The following is a 20,099-nucleotide window of genomic DNA, read 5'->3' as shown; positions in this document are numbered from 1 at the left end:
TGAATGGCTCTAAAAAGGTTTAGGTTTGAAAGTATTAATGTCAACATAATACGTTTTATTGAAATTAAAATACGGTTTTTTGACCGGTTTTGTTTGAAGAACATTTTTGAAAATACGATCCATTTTATCCCGTATTGCAAGAAACGCTTTACGCTCTTTACCGCTAAAGCCTTCGGTTGTTTTCTTCATCACACTGAGCGGATCAATAGCGGTACTCCCTGCATACATCCCAAAATGCAAGTGGGGACCGGACGAGAGACCTGATGAACCGACATAACCGATTACTTCGCCTTGTTTAACAGAGGAACCGTTATGGATACCACTTCTAAAAGATTTTTGATGGGCATATAAACTCGTTAATCCGTTAGAATGGCGAATTTTTATAGTATTGCCATACCCGCGAGAGGATCCCTCAAAACAGACACGTCCATCTCCGGTTGCCAAGATCGGCGTTCCGGGGCGGGCACCGAAATCAACACCTAAATGAGCGCGATAGCGGTGTAAAATCGGGTGATACCGGCTCTTAGTAAACCCGGAAGTGATACGTGGATTATTGATAGGTATCTTAAACAAAAACTTCTCATACTGGGCCCCTTTTTCATCATAAAAACGGCCATCGGTATGGCGATAAACTGTCACCCGTTTTCCGTTTATTTCGACCATTGCTCCATGTACTTCAGGCATTGAGAACGGTTTCCCCAAACGGTATTTTTGGGTATAAACCAGCACTATCGGCTCACCTACTTTAAACCCTCGTCGGAAATCGACTTTTCCTTTGAACATTTTGACAAATTCCGAAGCAAGATTTTTAGACCCCGTCGCTTTTACAATATCATCATACGGAAGACTTTGAATCGGTATGTACAATGTTTCCGTATTTTCCTGACTTACAATAGGAATAACTTGGAGTTCATACCGTTTTTTAGGGGTATAGTAGATCTGTAACTGCAATTCATCATTGACGGGAATCAAAATTTGCTGGATTAGATTTTTATCGTCCACAAGCATTTGACAATTTGCATTATAAGGGATATCTTCCGTCAGTTTTTGATCATCTTTATCTAGGTTGTAATAAAGGGAAGAAGGGAGTTTTGAGCGTTCTAAAAACGTAAGGAAACTTTCACCGTTATTCCATTTAAACGATTTGACAGAGGCGCCAAAGAGGAGCATAGGCAATAAAAGCAATAGAAAAATTCGGCCCATTCTCATCCTTGATCAAAATACGCTTGAAAAGCGAAAAAAGAGTTAAATCATAGCAAAAATTCCATTTACAAAGATGTGTTAAGCTATAATCGTTATTAATTACTTTACCAAAAGGTTACCACGATGCGCATTTGGCTTATCACACTTATCTCTTGCAGCGTTTTGAGCGCTTCATCTATCAGCACACCGCTGATTGATGTAGACCATGACCGTGCTACGATTACTGCAAAAGATCTTAGAGAGGGAATGAGTGGCTTTATTCTCCGAAAATTTGATGCAACCCACAGTACTATTATTGCCAATGCACGCGTTGAACAAACTAACCCTGCTAATGGGCGTGCGATCTTGCGTCTTAGCCCATACGACGGTCTTCGACAAAATTCGCTTCCAAGCGGTAACTGGACACCAAAACCCGCTGATACCGCTGTTTTAGCCTATGATTATGAACGCGCGCTTCTTATCGCGCCAAATGACGATGCGTACGACAGTATCACCAAAAGCATTTCCGGTATCGAATGGGTCCATCCGGATAACTATGCCGCGTATCTTTCCAATGAAGGGCATCCTACTCCGCTCGTAGAAGATTTCAGTGATTATTGTACTGCCAACTCGGTAGGGCTACTCTACATTCAAAGTGCACAAACCCTCTTTACTCTTGATTGTAAAACCTTTGCTCTACTGCAAACTGCCCCGTCTTTGCAAAAAGCGGAAAAATCGATGACTCCGTTTTATACCCGTGTTCCGACTATCCGTGCGGCATGGTGGGGAAAAGGAAGTTCACGTTTAGAAAGCTACGAACCGTATTATCTGGAGCAAATCGCTTTAAAAAATTCTCATAATAAAGAGCTATATGAGTTGTACAAAGCAAAATTTAGTGATAAAAGTGCACTATTGCGCAATTTCGAGATTAAGGAATAAGCGATGCTATCCGCTCCTGCCATAGAATTTTTCACCTCCCTTCTCGGTAACGAGAATGTTTACAGCGATAAAGCTCACCTCATTGCCTACAGTTATGACGCAACACGGGAACGATTTGAACCAGATGCAGTCTTATTTCCACGCCACGAACAAGACGTAAGCGATATTTTACGATATTGCAACGAACACCGCATTGTCATCGTCCCCCGCGGTGCCGGCAGCGGATTCACCGGCGGCGCACTCCCAAGCAGCGGCGGTATTGTATTAGCCTTCGAGAAACATATGAATAAAATTCTCGAAATCGATATGCAGAACATGGTCGCCATCGTCCAACCCGGTGTCATCAATATGGAGTTACAAAAAGCGGTGGAAGAAGTAGGACTTTTTTATCCGCCGGATCCTGCAAGCCAGGAATACTCCACCATCGGAGGAAATGTCAATGAAAATGCCGGCGGTATGCGTGCAGCCAAATACGGTATTACCAAAGACTATGTTATGGCCATGCGTGCAGTACTTCCCAACGGCGATATCATCAAAGCCGGCAAACGGACGATCAAAGACGTGGCCGGATACAACATCACAGGGATTTTGATCGCTTCCGAGGGGACACTGGCCGTCACAACCGAAGTGACCCTAAAACTCCTCTCCAAACCGAAAATGACCAAAACCGCGATGGGGATTTTCCCGACCGTCCACACCGCAATGGAAGCGGTCTACAAAACCATGGCGAGCGGTGTAACCCCTGTCGCAATGGAGTTTTTGGACAACCTCACTATCCGCGCGGTGGAGCAGGTTTACCACAAAGGGCTTCCGATTGAAGCTGGAGCGATTCTTGTCACCGATGTTGACGGCAACCTCGAAGAAGACCTCGATTTTCAACTTGCTCTTGTCGAAAAAGTGTTCCGTGAAAACGGATGCAGCGAATTTAAAATTGCCCAAAACAAACAAGAAGCAAGTGATTTATGGTTTGCCCGCCGTAATGCCAGCCAATCACTCTCCGTCTACGGTTCTAAAAAAATCAATGAAGATGTCACCGTTCCCCGCTCGGCACTTCCCGAGCTGCTCGAACGTTTTTACGCAATAGCCAAAAAATACAATATCAATATACCCTGTTTCGGCCATACGGGAGACGGCAACGTCCACACCAACGTTATGGTTGACGGCAAAGATCCTGAACAGGTCAAAATCGGCTACGAAGCGATCCGTGAAGTCTTTCAGGCAACTATCGATTTGGGTGGGACACTCAGCGGCGAACACGGAATCGGTCTGGCAAAAGCACCGTATATGTCGATGGCCTTCACCCCCGAAGAGATGGCACTGTTCCAATCGATCAAACGGGCATTCGATCCCAATAATATCCTCAATCCCTTAAAAATGGGACTTGAGTAATCAATGAATCTTAAAGCGGTCCTAAGACATATAAGACTTTTTTTCCTGATGCTTTTTGATCGGGAAATTACCGTCTATGCCTCCAGTCTTAGTTTCTATACGATTTTCACGGTAGTACCGCTTTTGATTATCTCCCTCAGTCTGATTGCAAACGTCCCCGTATTTGAAGAACAATACGCCAAAATCCAAATCTTTATTTTCGAAAATATGATGCCGGTTCAAACTGCCGCAGTTGCAGGATACCTCGAATCGTTTTTCCAAAATTCGGTACAGCTCGGGGTGATCGGGTTTGCAACAATGATTGTCTCATCCCTGCTTTTTTTCCAAAATTTTGAGCACATTGTCAGTAAAATTTTCAAAACACCGAAAAGAAAACTTTGGGATGCAATTACAACCTACTGGACCTTAATTACCCTCGCCCCGATCATCCTTATCACATCGATGAGTTTAAAGGCCTATTTAATTGCCCATGTCAGCGGGATTCTACTTCAAGCTCTCTCTATTTTTCCTTTTCTTTTGCTTTGGGGAATTTTCTTCGTAATCTACCACATTGCTGTCAATGCCGATGTTACCACAAAAGCTGCAACCATCAGTTCATTCATAGTGGCCGTTGTCTGGGGGTTGGCAAAAAACAGTTTTATCCAATACGTCTTTTACAACAAAACCTATGCCACCATGTACGGATCATTTTCGGCACTCATCTTTTTCTTTTTATGGATTTATGTTTCCTGGATCATCGTTATCTACGGGATGAAACTATGCTATCTGATAAACCGCGCTTCCCAACGTAGCGAAACCCAAAACTCCTAACGCCCAAAACGAACTTTTCCAACGCATTGCACTGAGCGCCAATACAATACTTAGGATTCCGACCCACATCGGAATAACCACATTTCGTAGTTCCCCTGAATCAAACATTTTGATCAATGTAGAATCAAACACATCCGCCCATGGGGTTAAATGCAGCACCAATACCGCCGGATAATAGAGATTAAAAATCAGATTGATCGGAATTGATCCAATATGCCACCAGCTGAAAGTTCCGAATATCGCCAGTGAAATCGGTAAAAGGACCAAATAACACCAAAGATTAAGCGCCAAAAATATCTGCCATGGCTTCCAATGTTCATAATAGCGGATGAAAATAAAGATTGAGAGTACTCCGAAAGAAGAAAACCAAAAGGATAAAGAGAAAAAAAGTCTCGGGAAAAATGCGAGTAATAATCCGATCGCAATGATTAGAGTTTGAAACGAAACAATCTTTATTCCCCGATCATAGAGCCAATAGCCCACTACGATCATCCCAAACGACCGAATCATTGCCGGATTATATTCCAAAACAGAAAGATAGGTAAAAAGCAGTCCCGCCACAACTAAAAAAAGGTCTCGATTACCGTGGCGATAGGGGAAATAGCGATTTTGAACGAAACGATACGGAGTTCTGAGGAAAAAGTAGGCTACCAAACTCAATATTCCAAAATGGTATCCGCTAATCGACAGTACGGCACTCAATCCCATCGCCCCCACCAAGCTTTGAAACTCTTGCGACATCGGCGAGTTGACAAACAATGCCCCATAAAGCTCTTTCATGCTCTGATCGCTATGTTGGGATGCAATACGCCGGTACCATCGCTCTTTTAGACTCAGAGCAGGATACACTTCATAGATAGCCCCGCGGGTACGAAAGCCTTTGAGATAATCCAGAAAACTGACCTTGGCCATCTGTAGCTCGAGTAATACTTCACGTCCTCGCAAATCCCGTAAATACGGGCTCATAATACATCGAACATTCGCACCGTTTTCGAGCCTAAATTTTATGGAGGTTTTTGGTTTCTCTGAAATCAACCGAACTTCTTGATCGATTACTTCAGCACGGACGAGTGGATCATCAAATTTGACAAAATCTTTGTAACGGAAATATTCCCAACCGAGGGAAAGAGAAGCTATAAATAACAAAATGAGGGAAAAGAGTAAACCGCTTTTAAAATCAAATAAATCGACACGCTCTAATTTTGACATCAAATAATCGGCATTGAAACGTTCCCGACACTCTCGTCGTCTAAATTCATTGTCGCACTTTTCATATCGATGCTTTCATACACGATCTGAGCCGCACCGAAAGTCGGCTTGTCGACAAAACGGGTAAATTTTTTCTGGAACATCAGTTTCACATGCCCGGTCGGACCGTTACGCTGTTTACCGATGATAATCTCAGCTTCTTCTTCCTCTTTTTCGACGTATTTGGAGATAAACTCTTTTCCGGCATTAATCGCCTCTTTTTCCCGCTCTTTTTCTTCTTTGTAGAGATAAACGTCATTGCGATAAACAAAGAGGATAATATCGGCATCCTGCTCGATCGATCCCGACTCACGGATATCGCTGAGCATCGGACGCTTATCCGAGCGCGATTCAAGACCACGGTTGAGCTGAGAGAGGGCGATGATCGGTATCCCCAGCTCACGGGCGAGCATTTTCAGTCCGCGTGAGATTTCACTCACTTCGAGGTGACGATCTTTCCCCCCTGTGCCGTTCATAATTTGGAGGTAGTCGATGACGGCTACTTCGATCTCCGGATGACGGCTTTTGAGCTTTCGGAGTTTGGAACGGAGCTGATGAATATTGATTGAACCGTGATCATCTACGAAGAGTTTGGAGTGACGCATCTTATCCACCGCATCATTCAACCGTTTATACTCTTCTGGATTCATATCCCCGACACGCAGCCTCTGAAGCTGAATCGACGTTTGGACACTCAGCAGTCTCAACATCAACTGCTCCGCCGGCATCTCCAGCGAGAAAAAAGCAACCCCTTTTCCTTTGTCGAGGAGATTTTGGACCATATTGAGGGCAAACGATGTTTTCCCCATCGCCGGACGGGCAGCGATAATGACGAGATCCCCTTTACCGTATCCCGTCGTCATTTTATTGAGTTCCGCATACCCTGTATCAACACCGACGAGAACGGAATCACCGCGTGCTTTCATCTCTTCGATGTAGGCTAATGTCTCATCCGCGATAGCCGGGGCATCTTTAAAATCGGTTGCCTGAGAACTTTGGGTAATTTCATAAAGCTTTTTCTCAACCAAATCGACGACATCGGTTCCGCTCAGTTCCTCTTCGAGTGTCACCCGTTTGATCTCAGTTGTCAGAGTAAGCAGATGACGTTTGATCGCTTTGTCTTTGATCTCTTGAACATATGCTTTGGTATTGGCGATCGGATTGGCAGTGAGGATTTCAACCATCACCCGTTCATCGAATTTCCCTTTAGCGGTAAGCTCTTTTCGGATAAACTCTTCGTCGATCGGAAGATCGCGATGCGCCAAACTCATCATTGCGCGGTAGATCTCCTGATGAGCAGAAAGATAAAAATCCTCCGGGGTCAACACCGCATCAAAATCATCAAATTGGGCAGGGTCAAAAATAATGGAACTCAGTAAAGATCGTTCAAATGCGAGGTTGTATAACGATTCTTCCATTTAGTCTTCCTCTTTTTCCATCTTTTCAACCTCTTCGACGAAACGGTCGACCAGTTTATCCTCATCGAGTCGCGCGACCACTTCACCGCGTACCATGACAAGACCTGAACCTTTGCCGTAAGCGATAGCAACATCGGCGTGTTTGGCCTCTCCGATTGCATTGACCACACATCCCATGACGGAGAGATCAAGCGGTTTTTTAATATGCTTGGTACGTTCTTCGATCACCGCTACCGCTGAGACCAAATCCGCTTCGATACGCCCGCACGTCGGACAAGAGATGATATTCGGCCCCTCTTTGGCCACTCCGCTGTCTTTGAGAATAGCACGCCCTACTTTGATCTCTTCTTCGAGTTCTCCGGTGATTGAAACCCGCATCGTATCGCCGATCCCCTCGAGTAAAAGAGTTCCTAATCCTATCGCACTTTTAATTGTCGCATGAAAGATTGTTCCCGCTTCGGTCACACCGAGATGAAACGGATAGTTGTTTTTAGGACGAAGCATTCGATAGGCTTCGACGGTACGCTGGACATCGCTTGCTTTGAGAGAGACTTTGATATCCGTAAAGCCGAGGTCTTCGAGGTATTTGATGTTGTATTCGGCAGATGCGACCATCCCCTCCGCACTTTGCCCATAGCGCTGTTCAAACTCTTTTTCCAGACTCCCCGCATTGACACCGATACGGATAGGTATTTTGCGTTCCTGACACGCTTTTACAATCTCACGAATACGGGATTTTTCACCGATATTTCCGGGATTAAATCTTATACAGTCCACCGTCTCTGCCGCAATAAGAGCAAGCTTATAATTAAAATGGATATCGGCGACCAAGGGGAGCGAAATTTGCTCTTTGATCGATTTAAGAGCACGGGCATCCTCTTCATCCGGCACCGCAACGCGGACGATATCGCACCCGGCGAAATGGAGACGGTTAATCTGTTCCACAGTCGCAGCGACATCAGCGGTACGTGAGTAAGTCATCGACTGTACCGAGATAGGGGCATCTCCGCCAATGGCGACATTTCCGACAAAAATTTGTTTGGTAGGGTAGCGTGTTATCATGGGGAGATTATACCATATAAGATTACCCTATTTCCGTTCATGGTGAGCTTGTCGAACCATAATCTTTTACCCCTCGACAAGCTCAGAGCAAACAAAATAAAATTATTACGTAAACTCTATAGGGTCCATATCGATCTCCATCATTGATGACTTGACATGTTTGATCGCCCGTATGAGATCGGTACTTTTATCGCTTCGAAGCAAAATCTGAAAACGGTATTTATCCGCGATTCGCTCAATCGCCGATGCACCGAATCCGACAATCTGGACAGTGTCAATCCTCTGGAGCTGTACCACTGCCTCTTCCATCGCCTCTTTCGCCTTGAGTCCATTTTTATGTGCATACAGCAAACGGGCGAGTTTCTTCGTCGGAGGATAACGGTCATTGCGGATTCTTAGTTCATCGATCAAAAATTTTTCATAATCGTCCAAATATTCCCGAAAAAAGTGTTCATTAAAACTTTGGACAAATACGGTCGCATTTTGCTTCCGACCGCTGCGTCCGGCGATCTGAACCAAAAGAGATAAGGCCTTTTCCCGTGCACGGTAATCGGATTGTGAGAGGAGATTATCCAGTCCCATCACAACGGCAAGGGCGATATCGTGATAATCATGCCCTTTGGAGAGCATCTGCGTCCCGACGAGCAGATCGATCTCATGGCGGTTAAACGCTTCGAGAACTTTGATAAGTTTATTTTGAGTTGTGATGATATCACGGTCAAACTGCTGAACTCTTAATGTTTCACTTAATCGGCTAAAATGTTCTACCGCCTCTGCCGTCCCTAGTCTTGTAGTCCGGAGAGCCCCGCTTTGGCATTTCGGACATACTTTCGGCAATACTTCGGTGTAATTGCAATAGTGACACTTTAGAGCGCGAGAATTTTTATGCTGCGACATCCCGACACTACAAAACGGACACTCGACATGATATCCACACGATTCGCACACCGTATATTTAAAATTGGCTCGGGTAGGGATAAAAACAATCCCCTGATGCCCATCCGAAAAATTTTTCATTATGATACGGTCAATACTCGGAGTCAATGCTTCCAAAGAAAACTCAAATACGAATGTCCGTTTGGATTCATAAAAACCTCCTCTTAAACGAAAAAAGGGATATTTGGCATAGCTCCCCAGACTCGGTGTCGCACTCCCCAATACCACCGGAATTTTGAGCAGACTCCCAATATACACTGCCATATCTCTGGCATTGTAACGGGGACGGGAGGAGGATTTATAACTCTCATCATGTTCCTCATCCACGACGATCAGTCCCAAATCCGATATCGGCAAAAAGAGAGCCGAACGAGGGCCCACAATAATATGAGCCTCTCCATTGTAGATTTTTTCCAATGTCACCTTTTTCTGTTTTGGTGTCATCTTTGAATGCCACACCACTACGGCATCCCCGAAATGCTCACGAAATCGTGACTCCATCTGCGGCGTGAGAGATATTTCAGGAAGAAGTAATAGTGCCCTCTTCCCTTCGCTCAGAATCTCATCCATTCGCCGCATATAGATTTCGCTTTTCCCCGCCCCCGTATCACCGAAAAGCAATGATACAGGGTGAGAACGGATAAAATCTAGAGCTTTCGCTTGGGATTCTGAGAGGATGACATTGATCGAGGGTAAAGATATTTCTTTGCGAATCGGTTCAATCTCTATAGAATAAGGGACATATAGATTCAGTGCTTCACCCAAAGCACATCCGTAATATTCCGATATAAACCGTGCACACTGTATTTGGGCATCCGAATAAAAAAACGGTCGGGTCATACCGATAGGCTGTGTGGTGAATTCAGGTTTCTCGCATTCGCCGATAACAACACCCTGCTGTATTCGCTTAGTGAGAGTAACTTCAACCTCTCTGCCGACGGATAAAAAATCATCTGAATGGTAGGTGAGGGGTTCGAGCGGAGAGCCCAAAAGGGCTATATGGTAAAAATACATATAACCTATTGTTTTTTATTTAATATGAATATAGAACAGATTAATCAATTAGTTTTTTACACATTTCAGCTGTAGATCCACTTCTAGAACAGCTAAAATTACCATCGGCCTGCGAATACGTAAAGGTAACATTCTGACCCATAACTGTATAGTCATAGGTACAGACATTTGGATTTGCTCCAGTACAAGTTGGGCTATTCCAATGTCCATTTTCATTTCCAACTGAAATTCCATATTGCAAAAGGTGAGATGAACCGTTCCCATCGAAGAGTGATGATGTTGAACTATGCAACTGACTAATATATCGGGTATCACCCTGAAGCAGACGTGTCTGCCGCTCACTCACTATTGCAGCTCGTATTGCCGAAATATCACTGCGACCTTTTGCGATTTGTGCATCGTCCCGAGTTGCTGCAAAACGCGGAATCGCCACAGCCGCCAAAATGCCCAATACAACAATGACAAATACCAGCTCGATCATCGTAAATCCAAATCGTTTAGTGTTCAACTGTAGCCCCTCTCAGTTTAATAGGATATTGGCGTACATCCAATACACTTTGCAATCCTAGACAATAACTATCGCCTCCGGCATCTCCAAAGGATAGAGTCAGATTCTCATCGCTTGTACTGCTATTGATATCCATTATAACACACTGTGTCACATTTCCCATATGAAAGTAAGCCGCTTTATTCGCCGTATCAATATCGGCTTTTCCAGCAGCGACCAACGAAGCAACCGTTCCCGACATCACCGCGAGACTCTCATTACTCTCCCCGTGAGCAACGACATACGATCCGATCTCTCCTGCCCCCGTCATAATACCCTGTGCCATTACCACATTTTGTGCATCATCTCGCGTTGCCGCCAGACGCGGAACCGCTACAGCCGCTAATATCCCCAGGATAACAATGACAAAAATTAACTCGATCATGGTAAACCCAGACCGGTTAAGATTATATTTCATATTTATCCTTTTCATTTCTCATTCTGTCACTAAAAAATTAATCTTGATTATTTTTCCACTGACAGTTGCACTGCCTAGGCAGTGCAACCAAGAACATTTTCGATTAATACTCGACGTTTGATCCGCCCAATTTATGGGTGATACCTGCAGCTGATGAAATGTTTTTATCATTCAACGATTTTCTGATACCGTCACAGATTGCAGACGTACTGCTTTCTGATTTCACCGTTAGATTGCCATCCAATGAATTTGACAATGTTTTATACGAAATACATATATTCCCTTGTCCATCCGTCAAGTATGCTGCTAAATCTGTCTGATTCATATCTGCAGCCGCCGCATCACTAGTACCATCACTAGTCGTCAATTTGACATTAGTCATATCACTTACTTTTGCAAAATGGCCGTGCGCGGTATAGTATGAACCGAATTCAGTGATAACTGCAGTCCCTTCTTGTACTTTAGTTGCAATTTTCGCATCGTCACGTGTTGCAGCAAGACGTGGAATAGCTACCGCCGCCAAGATACCCAAGATAACGATAACGAAGATCAACTCGATCATAGTAAAACCTGAACGTTTCATGGTTTACTCCTTTGAAGTTTAGAAATAGTGATTACACTCGTAACCCTGACTATCATTATGGACTTACAAATCTTATAAAACGTTTAAATTCAACACTATTTAGCAATATTATTTTATTCTGGGGTATTTAAGATCAATATGGCATAATATTCACTATAAAAGAAGGAGATACAATGAAAATCGCTGTACCCGTTATGGATGAAAATCTCAAAATGGCCGGAAATGCCGGACATACCCCTTATTTTGCGGTCTATACTGTAAATGGCGGAATGTTTAAAAGTTTTACATTAGAAGGGCTACGGGCCAATCCGAAAGTAGCCGGTGAAGAACCCCACGATCATGATGAACATCATACATGCGATCATGATGCGGACGATTTGGAACATATCAAAGCGCATGATACAATGGCCGACACAATCGATGATTGTGACTATCTTGTTGTAAAAATGGCGTGTAAGAATACGGCCAAAAGCATGAGTAATGTCGGTGTAAAGCTCCAAAAATACAATGGGAGCGAAGCTCTTGCACCCAAAATTTTAACGGAGTTGGCGTCACAATTTAAATAAATCGCCACTTTAATTCTCGTTTATAAATTGAAGTCGTATAATTCGCAGCACAAATAAAGCATCCGCTTTAAATTTTCATCGTTGTACAGTACGGCGATGAACCCGAAAAGGTAAAACAACACCATGATTTCTGCAGAGATTGAGACATTAGGCATAAAAAATAGTGGAAAGCTTTTCCATAACCTCAGTTACGACGAATTAATCCGACACGAACTGGAAAAAGGTGAATGTAAGCTTGCCGATAATGGTGCAACCATGGTCGATACCGGTATTTTTACCGGCAGAAGTCCGAAAGACAAATACTTTGTCAATCAAGACCCTTCAAATCAATACATCGCATGGGGTGATGTCAATAAAAAAATCGATAAAGCGGTTTTTGATGAACTTCTTGTCGTTGCCCGCGAACAACTCTCCGGGAAAGATCTCTACATCACGGATGTTTTCTGCGGCTCCAGTGCCAGCAGCAAACGTTCTGTCCGTTTTGTCTCTGAAATCGCATGGCAATCGCATTTTGTCAAAAATATGTTTATCCGTCCGAATGAAAGTGAACTGTCAAGCTTCAAACCTCAATTTACAGTTCTTAATGCCTGTAAAGCAGTCAATGAAAAATGGCAGCATCATGGGCTGAATTCTGAGGTTTTCGTCCTCTTCAGCGTTGAAGACAATCTGTGCATCATCGGCGGTACATGGTATGGCGGTGAAATGAAAAAAGGGATTTTTTCAATGATGAACTACTGGCTCCCTCTCGAAGGGAAGCTCTCTATGCACTGTTCGGCTAACGTCGGAGCGGCTGGTGACACATGTCTCTTCTTCGGGCTAAGCGGAACAGGTAAAACAACTCTCTCGACTGACCCTAAACGTGCACTCATCGGCGATGATGAACATGGTTGGGATGATGAGGGCGTTTTCAATTTTGAAGGAGGGTGTTACGCAAAAGTAATCAATCTCGATCCTTCTAGCGAGCCTGAAATTCATAATGCTATCCGTCGTAACGCATTATTGGAAAATGTCGTTTACGATGAAGATGGTATCGTTGATTACACTGACAGTTCTAAAACGGAAAACACTCGTGTCTCTTATCCGATCGAACACATCGATAATCATCAACCTTCATTGATGGCTGCTCATCCAAAAAATATCATTTTCCTCTCTGCCGATGCATTTGGTGTATTGCCTCCGGTAAGTCGTCTCACTAAAGAGCAGGCTATGTATTATTTCCTCAGCGGATATACAGCTAAAGTAGCCGGAACCGAACGCGGTATTACCGAGCCTGTCGCAACCTTCAGTTCATGCTTCGGTGAAGCATTTTTACCGCTGCATCCGACTGTCTATGCAAAGCTCTTAGGTGAAAAAATCGATCAACACGGTGTTAATGTCTATCTGGTCAATACCGGATGGACAGGCGGCGGATACGGTGTCGGTAAGCGTATGAGCATCAAAGACACCCGCGCATGCATTAACGCTATCTTAGACGGTTCGATCAATGAAAGCGAATTTGATATCACGAATACCTTCGGATTCCACATCCCTAAAACACTCGGTTCAATCGATCCTGTGATCCTAAATCCGCGTAATGCATGGGCGGATCGCGATGCCTATCTCGTTCAACGTGATAATTTGGCAGCACTTTTCATCAAAAACTTTAAAAAATACACCGATGGCGACAATGGCTTCGACTTCTCTGCCGCAGGCCCTCACTTACCTACTGAATAATTTCTCTCGCCAACCGCTCAAACTCTCTTGTTTGGGCGTTCTACTTTAATCTTTTTTTATTTAATTGACATCTATGAGGGTAAATGTTCCAGCCGTAGCATTGTATTCCCAATAATCGTTCCCCTCCGGCTTATGGGCAATGTTTCGATTTTTAGTGCTGGTTCCATCTTTGGTAGCCGGGCCGTAATACTTTCCACCTACCAAAATCCAGTCTCCGTTATCCGTATTTTTTAAAATATAATCGAATGGGTGTGCACTGTCAGATCCAAGTGAATCAGGATAACCGGAAGCGTTTAGAGGAGTAGTAGCGGTATTTTTGCCGTTTCCCCAATCAAAATCACACGTATTGCTAATCCATTCACTGTGGATTGCATCGAGTGCACTTTGGACTGATGAAGCGGTAGCAAGTTCAGCAGCGATTTTGGAATTATCGGTGAGGTTGGCAAATTTTGGGATTGCCACCGCCGAGAGAACCCCGATGATGACAATAACGAAGATCAGCTCAACAAGGGTAAAACCAGTGCGAACTAATGCTTTCATACTTATTAGAAGCTGATGGTTTTAGGAGTTGCAGTACCAGACGTATTGGTATCTTCTTTACATTTTGATATACTGGTTGCATCTTTGAAATTATTACATGTAAACGAATAGGTAACTGTTCGTCCAGTAGCACTAAATACTATAGATGCTGCTTCATTGCCTGTCGGCGTATTTTTGTAAGTGTAGGTCCCTGCACCTGCTGATGGAGTATATGACCACCCTTTACCCGTAATAGCTACAAGATCACTTAAATTGGTATCTGAAGCATTGCCGTCATTCATATCGATCGCATTTACTGCAGCACTTGCTGCACTTGATGCCCCATCAATAGTAGTTTTTACTACAGCTTTAACTTCTGCATTTTGTTTTAGATCTTTATATTTTGGGATAGCTGTAGCAGCCAAAACTCCGATAATAATAATGACAAAGATCAACTCGACAAGGGTAAATGCGCTACGTTTCATAGAAACTCCTATATTTTTTGTGCTCAATTCCACACAGTTTAAAGATTATACATTATCGTCAAATTAAGCTTAAGCTTTAATGACAAAATCAATTTTTAGAAAAAACGGGATAGATATGTGATACAAGCCCTTAGGCTTATATCATTCCAATTAGCAAGAGTAAGTAGATTTGAATTCGAATGCAGTAGGACGAGCTTCGTCAGGCCATACTTGTGTTTCGAATTTGTAGTTTTGATACGTATCGATAAAGAGATCAGACATAACCGGTTTCAAGAAATCGTTGTCACGGATCAACGCTTCTAATGCACCACGCAATGTGTGTGGCATTTGAGGAATCCCTTTTTCACGGATTTCATTCAAAGAAAGTTCGAACAAATCTTCATCCATCGGTCCGATTGGAACGATTTTGTTTTTGATACCGTCAAGTCCAGCCAACAACATTGCAGTAAATGCAAGGTATGGGCATGAAGTTGAATCCGGGAAACGCATTTCGATACGAGTCGCTTTTTCACCCGCACCGTATGGAACACGGCAAGAAGCTGAACGGTTTTGGCTAGAGTATGTCAAGATTGACGGTGCTTCAAAACCTGGGATAAGACGTTTGTATGAGTTGGTTGACGGATTGGTAAATGCTGCAACCGCACGTGCGTGAGCAAAGATACCGCCGACATAATGAAGTGCTGTTTCAGACAAGTTGCTGTAACCGCCTTCTTTATAGAATGTGTTTTTGCCGTCTTTCCAGATTGATTGGTGAACGTGCATACCGTTACCGTTGTCTCCATAGAGTGGTTTAGGCATGAAAGTAACGGTTTTACCGTTAAGGTGTGCAACCATTTTGATAACGTATTTAAGTTTTTGGACGTTGTCCGCCGCTTCTACAAGAGTTCCGAAAACAACTCCGATTTCACCTTGTGCTTGCGCAACTTCGTGGTGACCAAGAACAACTTCAAGACCGACTTGTTCCAAAACCATCATCATTTCTGCACGTAGATCAACCATGGTGTCGATCGGAGCTACCGGGAAGTAACCCCCTTTTGTACGTGGGCGGTGACCTGTATTGTAACCGTCTTGGAATGATTTTGAATCATTCCACTCACCCTCTTCAGAATCTACTTCATAATATGAACAGTTGATCTCATCGCGAATTTTTACATCATCAAATACGAAGAATTCATTTTCAGGACCGAAATAAGCAACGTCACCGACACCTGCATTTGCAAGATGCTCAAGTGCTTTTTTAGCGATTGAACGCGGGCATTTTTCGTATGCTTGACCTTTGTAGATGTCGTATACATCACAGAATACGATAACGGTCGGATCGGCAGTAAACGGATCCATGAATGCAGATGGAGCATCCGGCTTTAAAAGCATATCTGAACGGTTGATCGGCTGCCAAGCATCGATTGATGAACCGTCGAATGGAAGACCGTTTTCAAAATGACCTGCGTTTACCGCACTGTAGCGATAGCTTACATGGTGCCATGTCCCTTTCATATCGGTGAAACGGAAGTCTACAAACTGAACGTCGTTCTCTTTACAAAAACTAAAAAACTCGTCGACACTGTTTACGAATTTACCCATGCTTATCTCCTGAAAAAAATAAAAGTGAAGTAGTATATCAAAAAAGACTAAAAAGAGAAGGGATTTCGATGATTAAAATTTAATCATATCCCTATCACGCCCTCTGTAAACAGCGCATTTGTCGTAACCTACCGAACGTGCCAAGGTTTCTACCTCTTGAGTAAATAGCCCGACCTGTTCAGGATTGTGTGCATCTGAACCGAATGTAATCGGAATCTCTCTCTCGATAATTTCTTGAAGCAAAAGAGGCGAAGGGTACGCTTCAATTATCGGTTTTCGATATCCGGAAACATTAACCTCTACGGTCATATTTGCATTTTTTATTGCGTTCAATGCCTCTTTTGCCAACATACGGATATCTTGCGTCGGTAGATATTTGAAAACTTTGAGCAAATCCAAATGGCCGACTATATCGAATTTTCCGCTCTTCGCCATCGTTTCCACGAGTCCGAAATAACGTCGATATACATCATCAATATCGACCCCTTCATACCGCCCGATAAATTCTGGGTTGTCAAATCCCCAATCATCGATAAAATGGACACTGCCGATTAAATAATCGCATGGACGTTTTAAAACCGATTCTTCCATGTAGCCGGGAAGGAAATCGATTTCATATCCCAGCAAAACCGTAATTTGATCTTCATAGCGCTGTTGCGCTTCTCTTACCCAAAATTCATACAGCTCCATTTGTTCAAATGTCATTCTGTATTTTGGATCATAATGCATCGGGGCATGATCTGAAAAACCGAAAAACGCTGTGCCGCACGCTATTGCTGCCTCTACGTATTCATTGACGGTACCACTGGCATGATTGCATAAAACAGTATGATTATGAAGATCAACTTTCATCTTTTATCCATTGAAACTAAAGATTTACATGCTATTATAGTGCAATTTAATCGTTAAGGTATGGGTCATGACGCAAGAAGAGTTAGATGCACTGATGAGCGGTGATATAGATTTGGATGAAGCCTATGAAGAAACAGAACTTTCGAGCACAGATGTCAAAAATGAAGAAGATACGGTAAGCGAAGAAGAGCCCTACAACGAAACGGATCCGGAAAAGTATCGTGTTTCCGCACTGCACAGTTGGCCGCCCCCACCGCCAACGGATGAGAATAAAATGGTCCATCAGCTCGATGATGTAACCAAAGAGAGTGAAGAAAAAGCGTCTGAAATATTTGATTTGATCGAGGGGATCAGCAACGATCTCGGTAAAGGTGAAAAACAAGTTAAATCCGTCAAAACGGTTATACAAAGCAATATCGAACTTTTTGAGACGCTCAGTGTTAAATTCCCTCACGTTGAAGCTTTTAAAGCTCAACTGAGCAAAAATCAAGATATTTCACTCACAATGGATGAAATCCTTGAGATGCTCCAAAACGGCGGAGACACGATTATGAATGTCATGGATATCATGCAGTATCAGGATATCCACCGTCAAAAAATCGAGCGGGTTATCAACGTTATGCGTGCACTCTCAACCTATATGAACCATCTGTTTTCCGGAAAAATCGATGATTCCAAACGGGTTGCGTCCGCTGTTCATCTCCCGGGTGATACCGGAAACGACGATATTGTCAGCAGTGACGATATCGAGGCATTGCTCGCTTCTTTCGGGAAAAAATAATATTTTTAACAAGAAAAGTACTATAAAAAAAAATCGCCTTTACAACAAATCGCTGTCGGTATGCTGACGCACTGCAGCACGCGACTTTGCTCTTCGTATGTTGTTAAGGCATAATCAATAGCTAACTTTCTACTTTCAAACAATCAACACCTTTTTTTCGATAAAATTCCCTAAAATTTTATAAAGAATCGAGCCACTCTCTTTGAAAAAAGTCGAACTTCTCTCGCCTGCGGGAAACCTTGAAAAACTCAAAATCGCCATTGATTACGGTGCTGATGCCGTATATGGAGGGGTGAGCCATTTTTCACTCCGTATTCGCTCCGGCAAAGAATTCGATTTGGAGAGTTTCAAAGAGGGGATCGATTATGCCCATACGCGTGGGAAAAAAGTCTATGTAACGATCAACGGATTTCCTTTCAACTCCCAATTGAAATTACTGAAAGAACATATCGCTACGATGGCTTCGCTGGAGCCGGATGCATTTATTGTGGCTACTCCCGGTGTATTAAAACTTGCCCATCAAATCGCACCCCATATTCCTCTGCATCTTTCAACTCAAGCCAATGTCATGAATGTACTCGATGCACAGGTCTATTACGACATGGGTGCGCGCCGCATCATTGCGGCACGGGAGATTTCGCTCAAAGATCTCAAACAAATCAAAGAAGAACTTCCCGATCTGGAAATCGAAGTATTTGTCCACGGATCGATGTGTTTTGCCTACAGCGGACGCTGCCTGATCTCAACACTCCAAAGCGGACGAGTACCTAATCGGGGTAGCTGTGCCAACGACTGCCGTTTCCCGTACGAAATGTACGCCGCCAATCCTGAAACGGGGACTCTGTTTAAACTCGTCGAAGACGAAGGGGTTGGAACCTACATCATGAATTCCAAAGACCTTAATCTAGCAAGCCATATTCAAGAAATTTTGGATGCGGGCTGTATCGATTCACTCAAAATCGAAGGGCGTACAAAAGCCCCTTATTATGCCGCTATCACGGCTAAAGTGTATCGGCGTGCGATTGATGATTACTATGCCGGAAAGAGTGATCCCGATGCATATCAACAAGAGTTGGGAACCATGCAAAACCGTGGTTTCACCGATGCCTATCTCGTTAATCGCCCCTTTGAAAAACATGATACTCAAAATCTCGATTTTTCGATGATGATGGGGACTCGTCAAGTGAGCGGTATTGTTGATGAAAGCGGTCTGTTTTATGAATGCAAATACAAAACATTCCCTGGTGATGTGATGGAGATACTTACCCCGGATGAGTCGTTACTCGTCGAAACAGATAACGAAATCGGAAGCATCCAAAAAATCGAGGGACAATGGAGTATTTCGTTCAAAAAACTGCTTGCTGAAAACGGCAAAATCTGGGATCAGGTACACAGCGGCAATTTAAACCGTTTTACCCTGCCTGCTTCTCTACCGCCATTTACGTTCTTCCGCATCCCTGCGACGGACGATATGGGAACCGTAACAAAATGTTAATTTTAAAATCTAAGGAGTCAATTCAATGAAATTCGTATCAATTATTATGGGGAGCAAAAGCGATTTCGATGTAATGAAATCGTGCTCAGAAACGCTTGAAGCATTCGGTGTTCCGTTTGAACTGATTATCTCATCCGCACATCGTAGTCCTGAACGTACAAAAGATTATGTCCTTGCCGCAGAAGCGAAAGGGGCTCAGGTATTTATCGCAGCAGCCGGAATGGCAGCACATTTGGCAGGCGTTTTAGCATCTAAAACGATCAAACCGATTATCGGTGTCCCTATGAGTGCTTCGGCCCTTAGCGGAATCGACGCACTTCTCTCAACTGTTCAAATGCCTGCAGGAATGCCGGTAGCTACTGTCGCTATCGGTAAAGCGGGAGCAATTAACTCCGCCTATCTTGCTATGCAGATTTTAGCGTTGGAAAATGAAGAGTTACGAATGAAACTTCAAGAAGATCGAATCAGCAAAGCGAAAAAGGTTGAGATGGATTCATTGGAAATAGAGACAATATTATAACTTTTGTTATAATCAAAAATCTAACACGGCAGGTGGTAACA

At 43.4% G+C, this 20,099-nt stretch carries 20 protein-coding genes; 8 read left to right on the top strand and 12 right to left on the bottom strand.

Annotated elements, in window-relative coordinates:
- Nucleotides 1–9: 9 nt before the first annotated feature.
- On the bottom strand, nucleotides 10–1,203 hold the full coding sequence (locus tag PHE37_RS03995) for a peptidoglycan DD-metalloendopeptidase family protein (protein WP_299994343.1): 1,194 nt from the start codon (nucleotides 1,201–1,203) through the stop codon (nucleotides 10–12).
- Between the two features lie 123 nt (nucleotides 1,204–1,326).
- Between PHE37_RS03995 and PHE37_RS03990 the strand changes: the two genes are divergently transcribed.
- Genes PHE37_RS03990 through PHE37_RS03980 form a run of 3 tightly spaced genes read left to right on the top strand, consistent with a single transcriptional unit; the run spans nucleotide 1,327 to nucleotide 4,320 of the window.
- Nucleotides 1,327–2,121 carry a plasminogen-binding N-terminal domain-containing protein gene (locus PHE37_RS03990; protein ID WP_299994345.1) on the top strand — a complete coding sequence of 265 codons (795 nt, stop codon included), beginning with the start codon at nucleotides 1,327–1,329 and terminating at the stop codon, nucleotides 2,119–2,121.
- Nucleotides 2,122–2,124: 3 nt separating this feature from the next.
- Nucleotides 2,125–3,510, top strand: coding sequence for an FAD-linked oxidase C-terminal domain-containing protein (locus PHE37_RS03985; RefSeq protein WP_299994346.1), 1,386 nt, complete (start codon nucleotides 2,125–2,127; stop codon nucleotides 3,508–3,510).
- 3 nt (nucleotides 3,511–3,513) lie between these two features.
- Nucleotides 3,514–4,320: a YihY family inner membrane protein gene (locus PHE37_RS03980; protein WP_299994348.1), complete on the top strand. Its 807-nt coding sequence runs from the start codon at nucleotides 3,514–3,516 to the stop codon at nucleotides 4,318–4,320.
- On the opposite strand, the gene PHE37_RS03975 is transcribed toward PHE37_RS03980, so the two are convergent.
- From PHE37_RS03975 to PHE37_RS03945, 7 genes are all read right to left on the bottom strand, one after another.
- Entirely contained in the window at nucleotides 4,267–5,529 is a 1,263-nt protein-coding gene (locus tag PHE37_RS03975; RefSeq protein WP_299994349.1) for a ComEC/Rec2 family competence protein, read from the bottom strand. The two genes, PHE37_RS03980 and PHE37_RS03975, sit on opposite strands and share 54 nt — an antisense overlap.
- The gene (locus PHE37_RS03970) at nucleotides 5,529–6,986 is read right to left on the bottom strand and encodes a replicative DNA helicase (protein ID WP_299994350.1); all 1,458 of its coding nucleotides are present in this window, start codon (nucleotides 6,984–6,986) and stop codon (nucleotides 5,529–5,531) included. Before PHE37_RS03970 ends, PHE37_RS03975 begins: the two co-directional genes overlap by 1 nt.
- On the bottom strand, nucleotides 6,987–8,048 hold the full coding sequence (ispG, locus tag PHE37_RS03965; RefSeq protein ID WP_299994352.1) for a flavodoxin-dependent (E)-4-hydroxy-3-methylbut-2-enyl-diphosphate synthase: 1,062 nt from the start codon (nucleotides 8,046–8,048) through the stop codon (nucleotides 6,987–6,989).
- Between the two features lie 105 nt (nucleotides 8,049–8,153).
- Nucleotides 8,154–9,998, bottom strand: a complete 1,845-nt coding sequence (locus tag PHE37_RS03960; protein WP_299994354.1) for a primosomal protein N' — start codon at nucleotides 9,996–9,998, stop codon at nucleotides 8,154–8,156.
- A 40-nt stretch (nucleotides 9,999–10,038) separates the two neighbouring features.
- The gene (locus PHE37_RS03955; protein ID WP_299994356.1) at nucleotides 10,039–10,506 is read right to left on the bottom strand and encodes a type II secretion system protein; all 468 of its coding nucleotides are present in this window, start codon (nucleotides 10,504–10,506) and stop codon (nucleotides 10,039–10,041) included.
- Entirely contained in the window at nucleotides 10,496–10,963 is a 468-nt protein-coding gene (locus PHE37_RS03950) for a type II secretion system protein (protein WP_299994358.1), read from the bottom strand. The genes PHE37_RS03955 and PHE37_RS03950 overlap by 11 nt, the downstream gene beginning before the upstream one ends.
- Nucleotides 10,964–11,066: 103 nt before the next feature.
- Nucleotides 11,067–11,546 (bottom strand): type II secretion system protein, encoded by a 480-nt coding sequence (locus PHE37_RS03945; RefSeq protein ID WP_299994359.1) that lies wholly within the window; start codon nucleotides 11,544–11,546, stop codon nucleotides 11,067–11,069.
- 173 nt (nucleotides 11,547–11,719) lie between these two features.
- Here PHE37_RS03945 and PHE37_RS03940 point away from each other — a divergent pair, with 173 nt between their 5' ends.
- Entirely contained in the window at nucleotides 11,720–12,112 is a 393-nt protein-coding gene (locus PHE37_RS03940; protein WP_299994361.1) for a hypothetical protein, read from the top strand.
- Nucleotides 12,113–12,235: 123 nt separating this feature from the next.
- A complete protein-coding gene (gene pckA / locus PHE37_RS03935) occupies nucleotides 12,236–13,825 on the top strand; it encodes a phosphoenolpyruvate carboxykinase (ATP) (RefSeq protein ID WP_299994362.1) in 1,590 nt (529 codons plus the stop codon).
- A 60-nt stretch (nucleotides 13,826–13,885) separates the two neighbouring features.
- Here the strand turns inward: pckA and PHE37_RS03930 are convergent, their stop codons facing one another.
- The 4 genes from PHE37_RS03930 to PHE37_RS03915 all read right to left on the bottom strand — a co-directional run bounded on the left by PHE37_RS03930 (nucleotide 13,886) and on the right by PHE37_RS03915 (nucleotide 17,262).
- Nucleotides 13,886–14,365, bottom strand: a complete 480-nt coding sequence (locus PHE37_RS03930) for a type II secretion system protein (RefSeq protein ID WP_299994364.1) — start codon at nucleotides 14,363–14,365, stop codon at nucleotides 13,886–13,888.
- A gap of 5 nt (nucleotides 14,366–14,370) precedes the next feature.
- Complete coding sequence (locus PHE37_RS03925) at nucleotides 14,371–14,829, bottom strand: type II secretion system protein (RefSeq protein WP_299994366.1); 459 nt, start codon at nucleotides 14,827–14,829, stop codon at nucleotides 14,371–14,373.
- A gap of 150 nt (nucleotides 14,830–14,979) precedes the next feature.
- Entirely contained in the window at nucleotides 14,980–16,410 is a 1,431-nt protein-coding gene (gene glnA, locus PHE37_RS03920; RefSeq protein WP_299994367.1) for a type I glutamate--ammonia ligase, read from the bottom strand.
- 72 nt (nucleotides 16,411–16,482) lie between these two features.
- Nucleotides 16,483–17,262, bottom strand: coding sequence for a histidinol-phosphatase HisJ family protein (locus PHE37_RS03915; RefSeq protein WP_299994369.1), 780 nt, complete (start codon nucleotides 17,260–17,262; stop codon nucleotides 16,483–16,485).
- Nucleotides 17,263–17,329: 67 nt separating this feature from the next.
- Between PHE37_RS03915 and PHE37_RS03910 the strand changes: the two genes are divergently transcribed.
- The 3 genes from PHE37_RS03910 to purE all read left to right on the top strand — a co-directional run bounded on the left by PHE37_RS03910 (nucleotide 17,330) and on the right by purE (nucleotide 20,058).
- A complete protein-coding gene (locus PHE37_RS03910; RefSeq protein ID WP_299994371.1) occupies nucleotides 17,330–18,043 on the top strand; it encodes a chemotaxis protein in 714 nt (237 codons plus the stop codon).
- A 202-nt stretch (nucleotides 18,044–18,245) separates the two neighbouring features.
- Nucleotides 18,246–19,538, top strand: a complete 1,293-nt coding sequence (locus tag PHE37_RS03905) for a peptidase U32 family protein (protein ID WP_299994372.1) — start codon at nucleotides 18,246–18,248, stop codon at nucleotides 19,536–19,538.
- A gap of 25 nt (nucleotides 19,539–19,563) precedes the next feature.
- Nucleotides 19,564–20,058 (top strand): 5-(carboxyamino)imidazole ribonucleotide mutase, encoded by a 495-nt coding sequence (gene purE / locus PHE37_RS03900; protein WP_299994374.1) that lies wholly within the window; start codon nucleotides 19,564–19,566, stop codon nucleotides 20,056–20,058.
- The last annotated feature ends 41 nt before the right edge of the window (nucleotides 20,059–20,099 follow it).

The sequence above is a fragment of the Sulfuricurvum sp. genome, assembly GCF_028681615.1.
Taxonomy (GTDB): domain Bacteria; phylum Campylobacterota; class Campylobacteria; order Campylobacterales; family Sulfurimonadaceae; genus Sulfuricurvum.
The sequence above is the reverse complement of the archived record's forward strand: the minus strand, read 5'-3'. Positions and strand labels throughout refer to the sequence as shown.

What these genes read in the sequence shown, in the direction of transcription:
- PHE37_RS03995 (WP_299994343.1), bottom strand. Translation starts at nt 1,203, where the DNA reads ATGGGCCGAATTTTTCTATTGCTTTTATTGCCTATGCTCCTCTTTGGC.
- PHE37_RS03990 (WP_299994345.1), top strand. Translation starts at nt 1,327, where the DNA reads ATGCGCATTTGGCTTATCACACTTATCTCTTGCAGCGTTTTGAGCGCT.
- PHE37_RS03985 (WP_299994346.1), top strand. Translation starts at nt 2,125, where the DNA reads ATGCTATCCGCTCCTGCCATAGAATTTTTCACCTCCCTTCTCGGTAAC.
- PHE37_RS03980 (WP_299994348.1), top strand. Translation starts at nt 3,514, where the DNA reads ATGAATCTTAAAGCGGTCCTAAGACATATAAGACTTTTTTTCCTGATG.
- PHE37_RS03975 (WP_299994349.1), bottom strand. Translation starts at nt 5,529, where the DNA reads ATGTCAAAATTAGAGCGTGTCGATTTATTTGATTTTAAAAGCGGTTTA.
- PHE37_RS03970 (WP_299994350.1), bottom strand. Translation starts at nt 6,986, where the DNA reads ATGGAAGAATCGTTATACAACCTCGCATTTGAACGATCTTTACTGAGT.
- ispG (WP_299994352.1), bottom strand. Translation starts at nt 8,048, where the DNA reads ATGATAACACGCTACCCTACCAAACAAATTTTTGTCGGAAATGTCGCC.
- PHE37_RS03960 (WP_299994354.1), bottom strand. Translation starts at nt 9,998, where the DNA reads ATGTATTTTTACCATATAGCCCTTTTGGGCTCTCCGCTCGAACCCCTC.
- PHE37_RS03950 (WP_299994358.1), bottom strand. Translation starts at nt 10,963, where the DNA reads ATGAAATATAATCTTAACCGGTCTGGGTTTACCATGATCGAGTTAATT.
- PHE37_RS03945 (WP_299994359.1), bottom strand. Translation starts at nt 11,546, where the DNA reads ATGAAACGTTCAGGTTTTACTATGATCGAGTTGATCTTCGTTATCGTT.
- PHE37_RS03940 (WP_299994361.1), top strand. Translation starts at nt 11,720, where the DNA reads ATGAAAATCGCTGTACCCGTTATGGATGAAAATCTCAAAATGGCCGGA.
- pckA (WP_299994362.1), top strand. Translation starts at nt 12,236, where the DNA reads ATGATTTCTGCAGAGATTGAGACATTAGGCATAAAAAATAGTGGAAAG.
- PHE37_RS03930 (WP_299994364.1), bottom strand. Translation starts at nt 14,365, where the DNA reads ATGAAAGCATTAGTTCGCACTGGTTTTACCCTTGTTGAGCTGATCTTC.
- PHE37_RS03925 (WP_299994366.1), bottom strand. Translation starts at nt 14,829, where the DNA reads ATGAAACGTAGCGCATTTACCCTTGTCGAGTTGATCTTTGTCATTATT.
- glnA (WP_299994367.1), bottom strand. Translation starts at nt 16,410, where the DNA reads ATGGGTAAATTCGTAAACAGTGTCGACGAGTTTTTTAGTTTTTGTAAA.
- PHE37_RS03915 (WP_299994369.1), bottom strand. Translation starts at nt 17,262, where the DNA reads ATGAAAGTTGATCTTCATAATCATACTGTTTTATGCAATCATGCCAGT.
- PHE37_RS03910 (WP_299994371.1), top strand. Translation starts at nt 17,330, where the DNA reads ATGACGCAAGAAGAGTTAGATGCACTGATGAGCGGTGATATAGATTTG.
- purE (WP_299994374.1), top strand. Translation starts at nt 19,564, where the DNA reads ATGAAATTCGTATCAATTATTATGGGGAGCAAAAGCGATTTCGATGTA.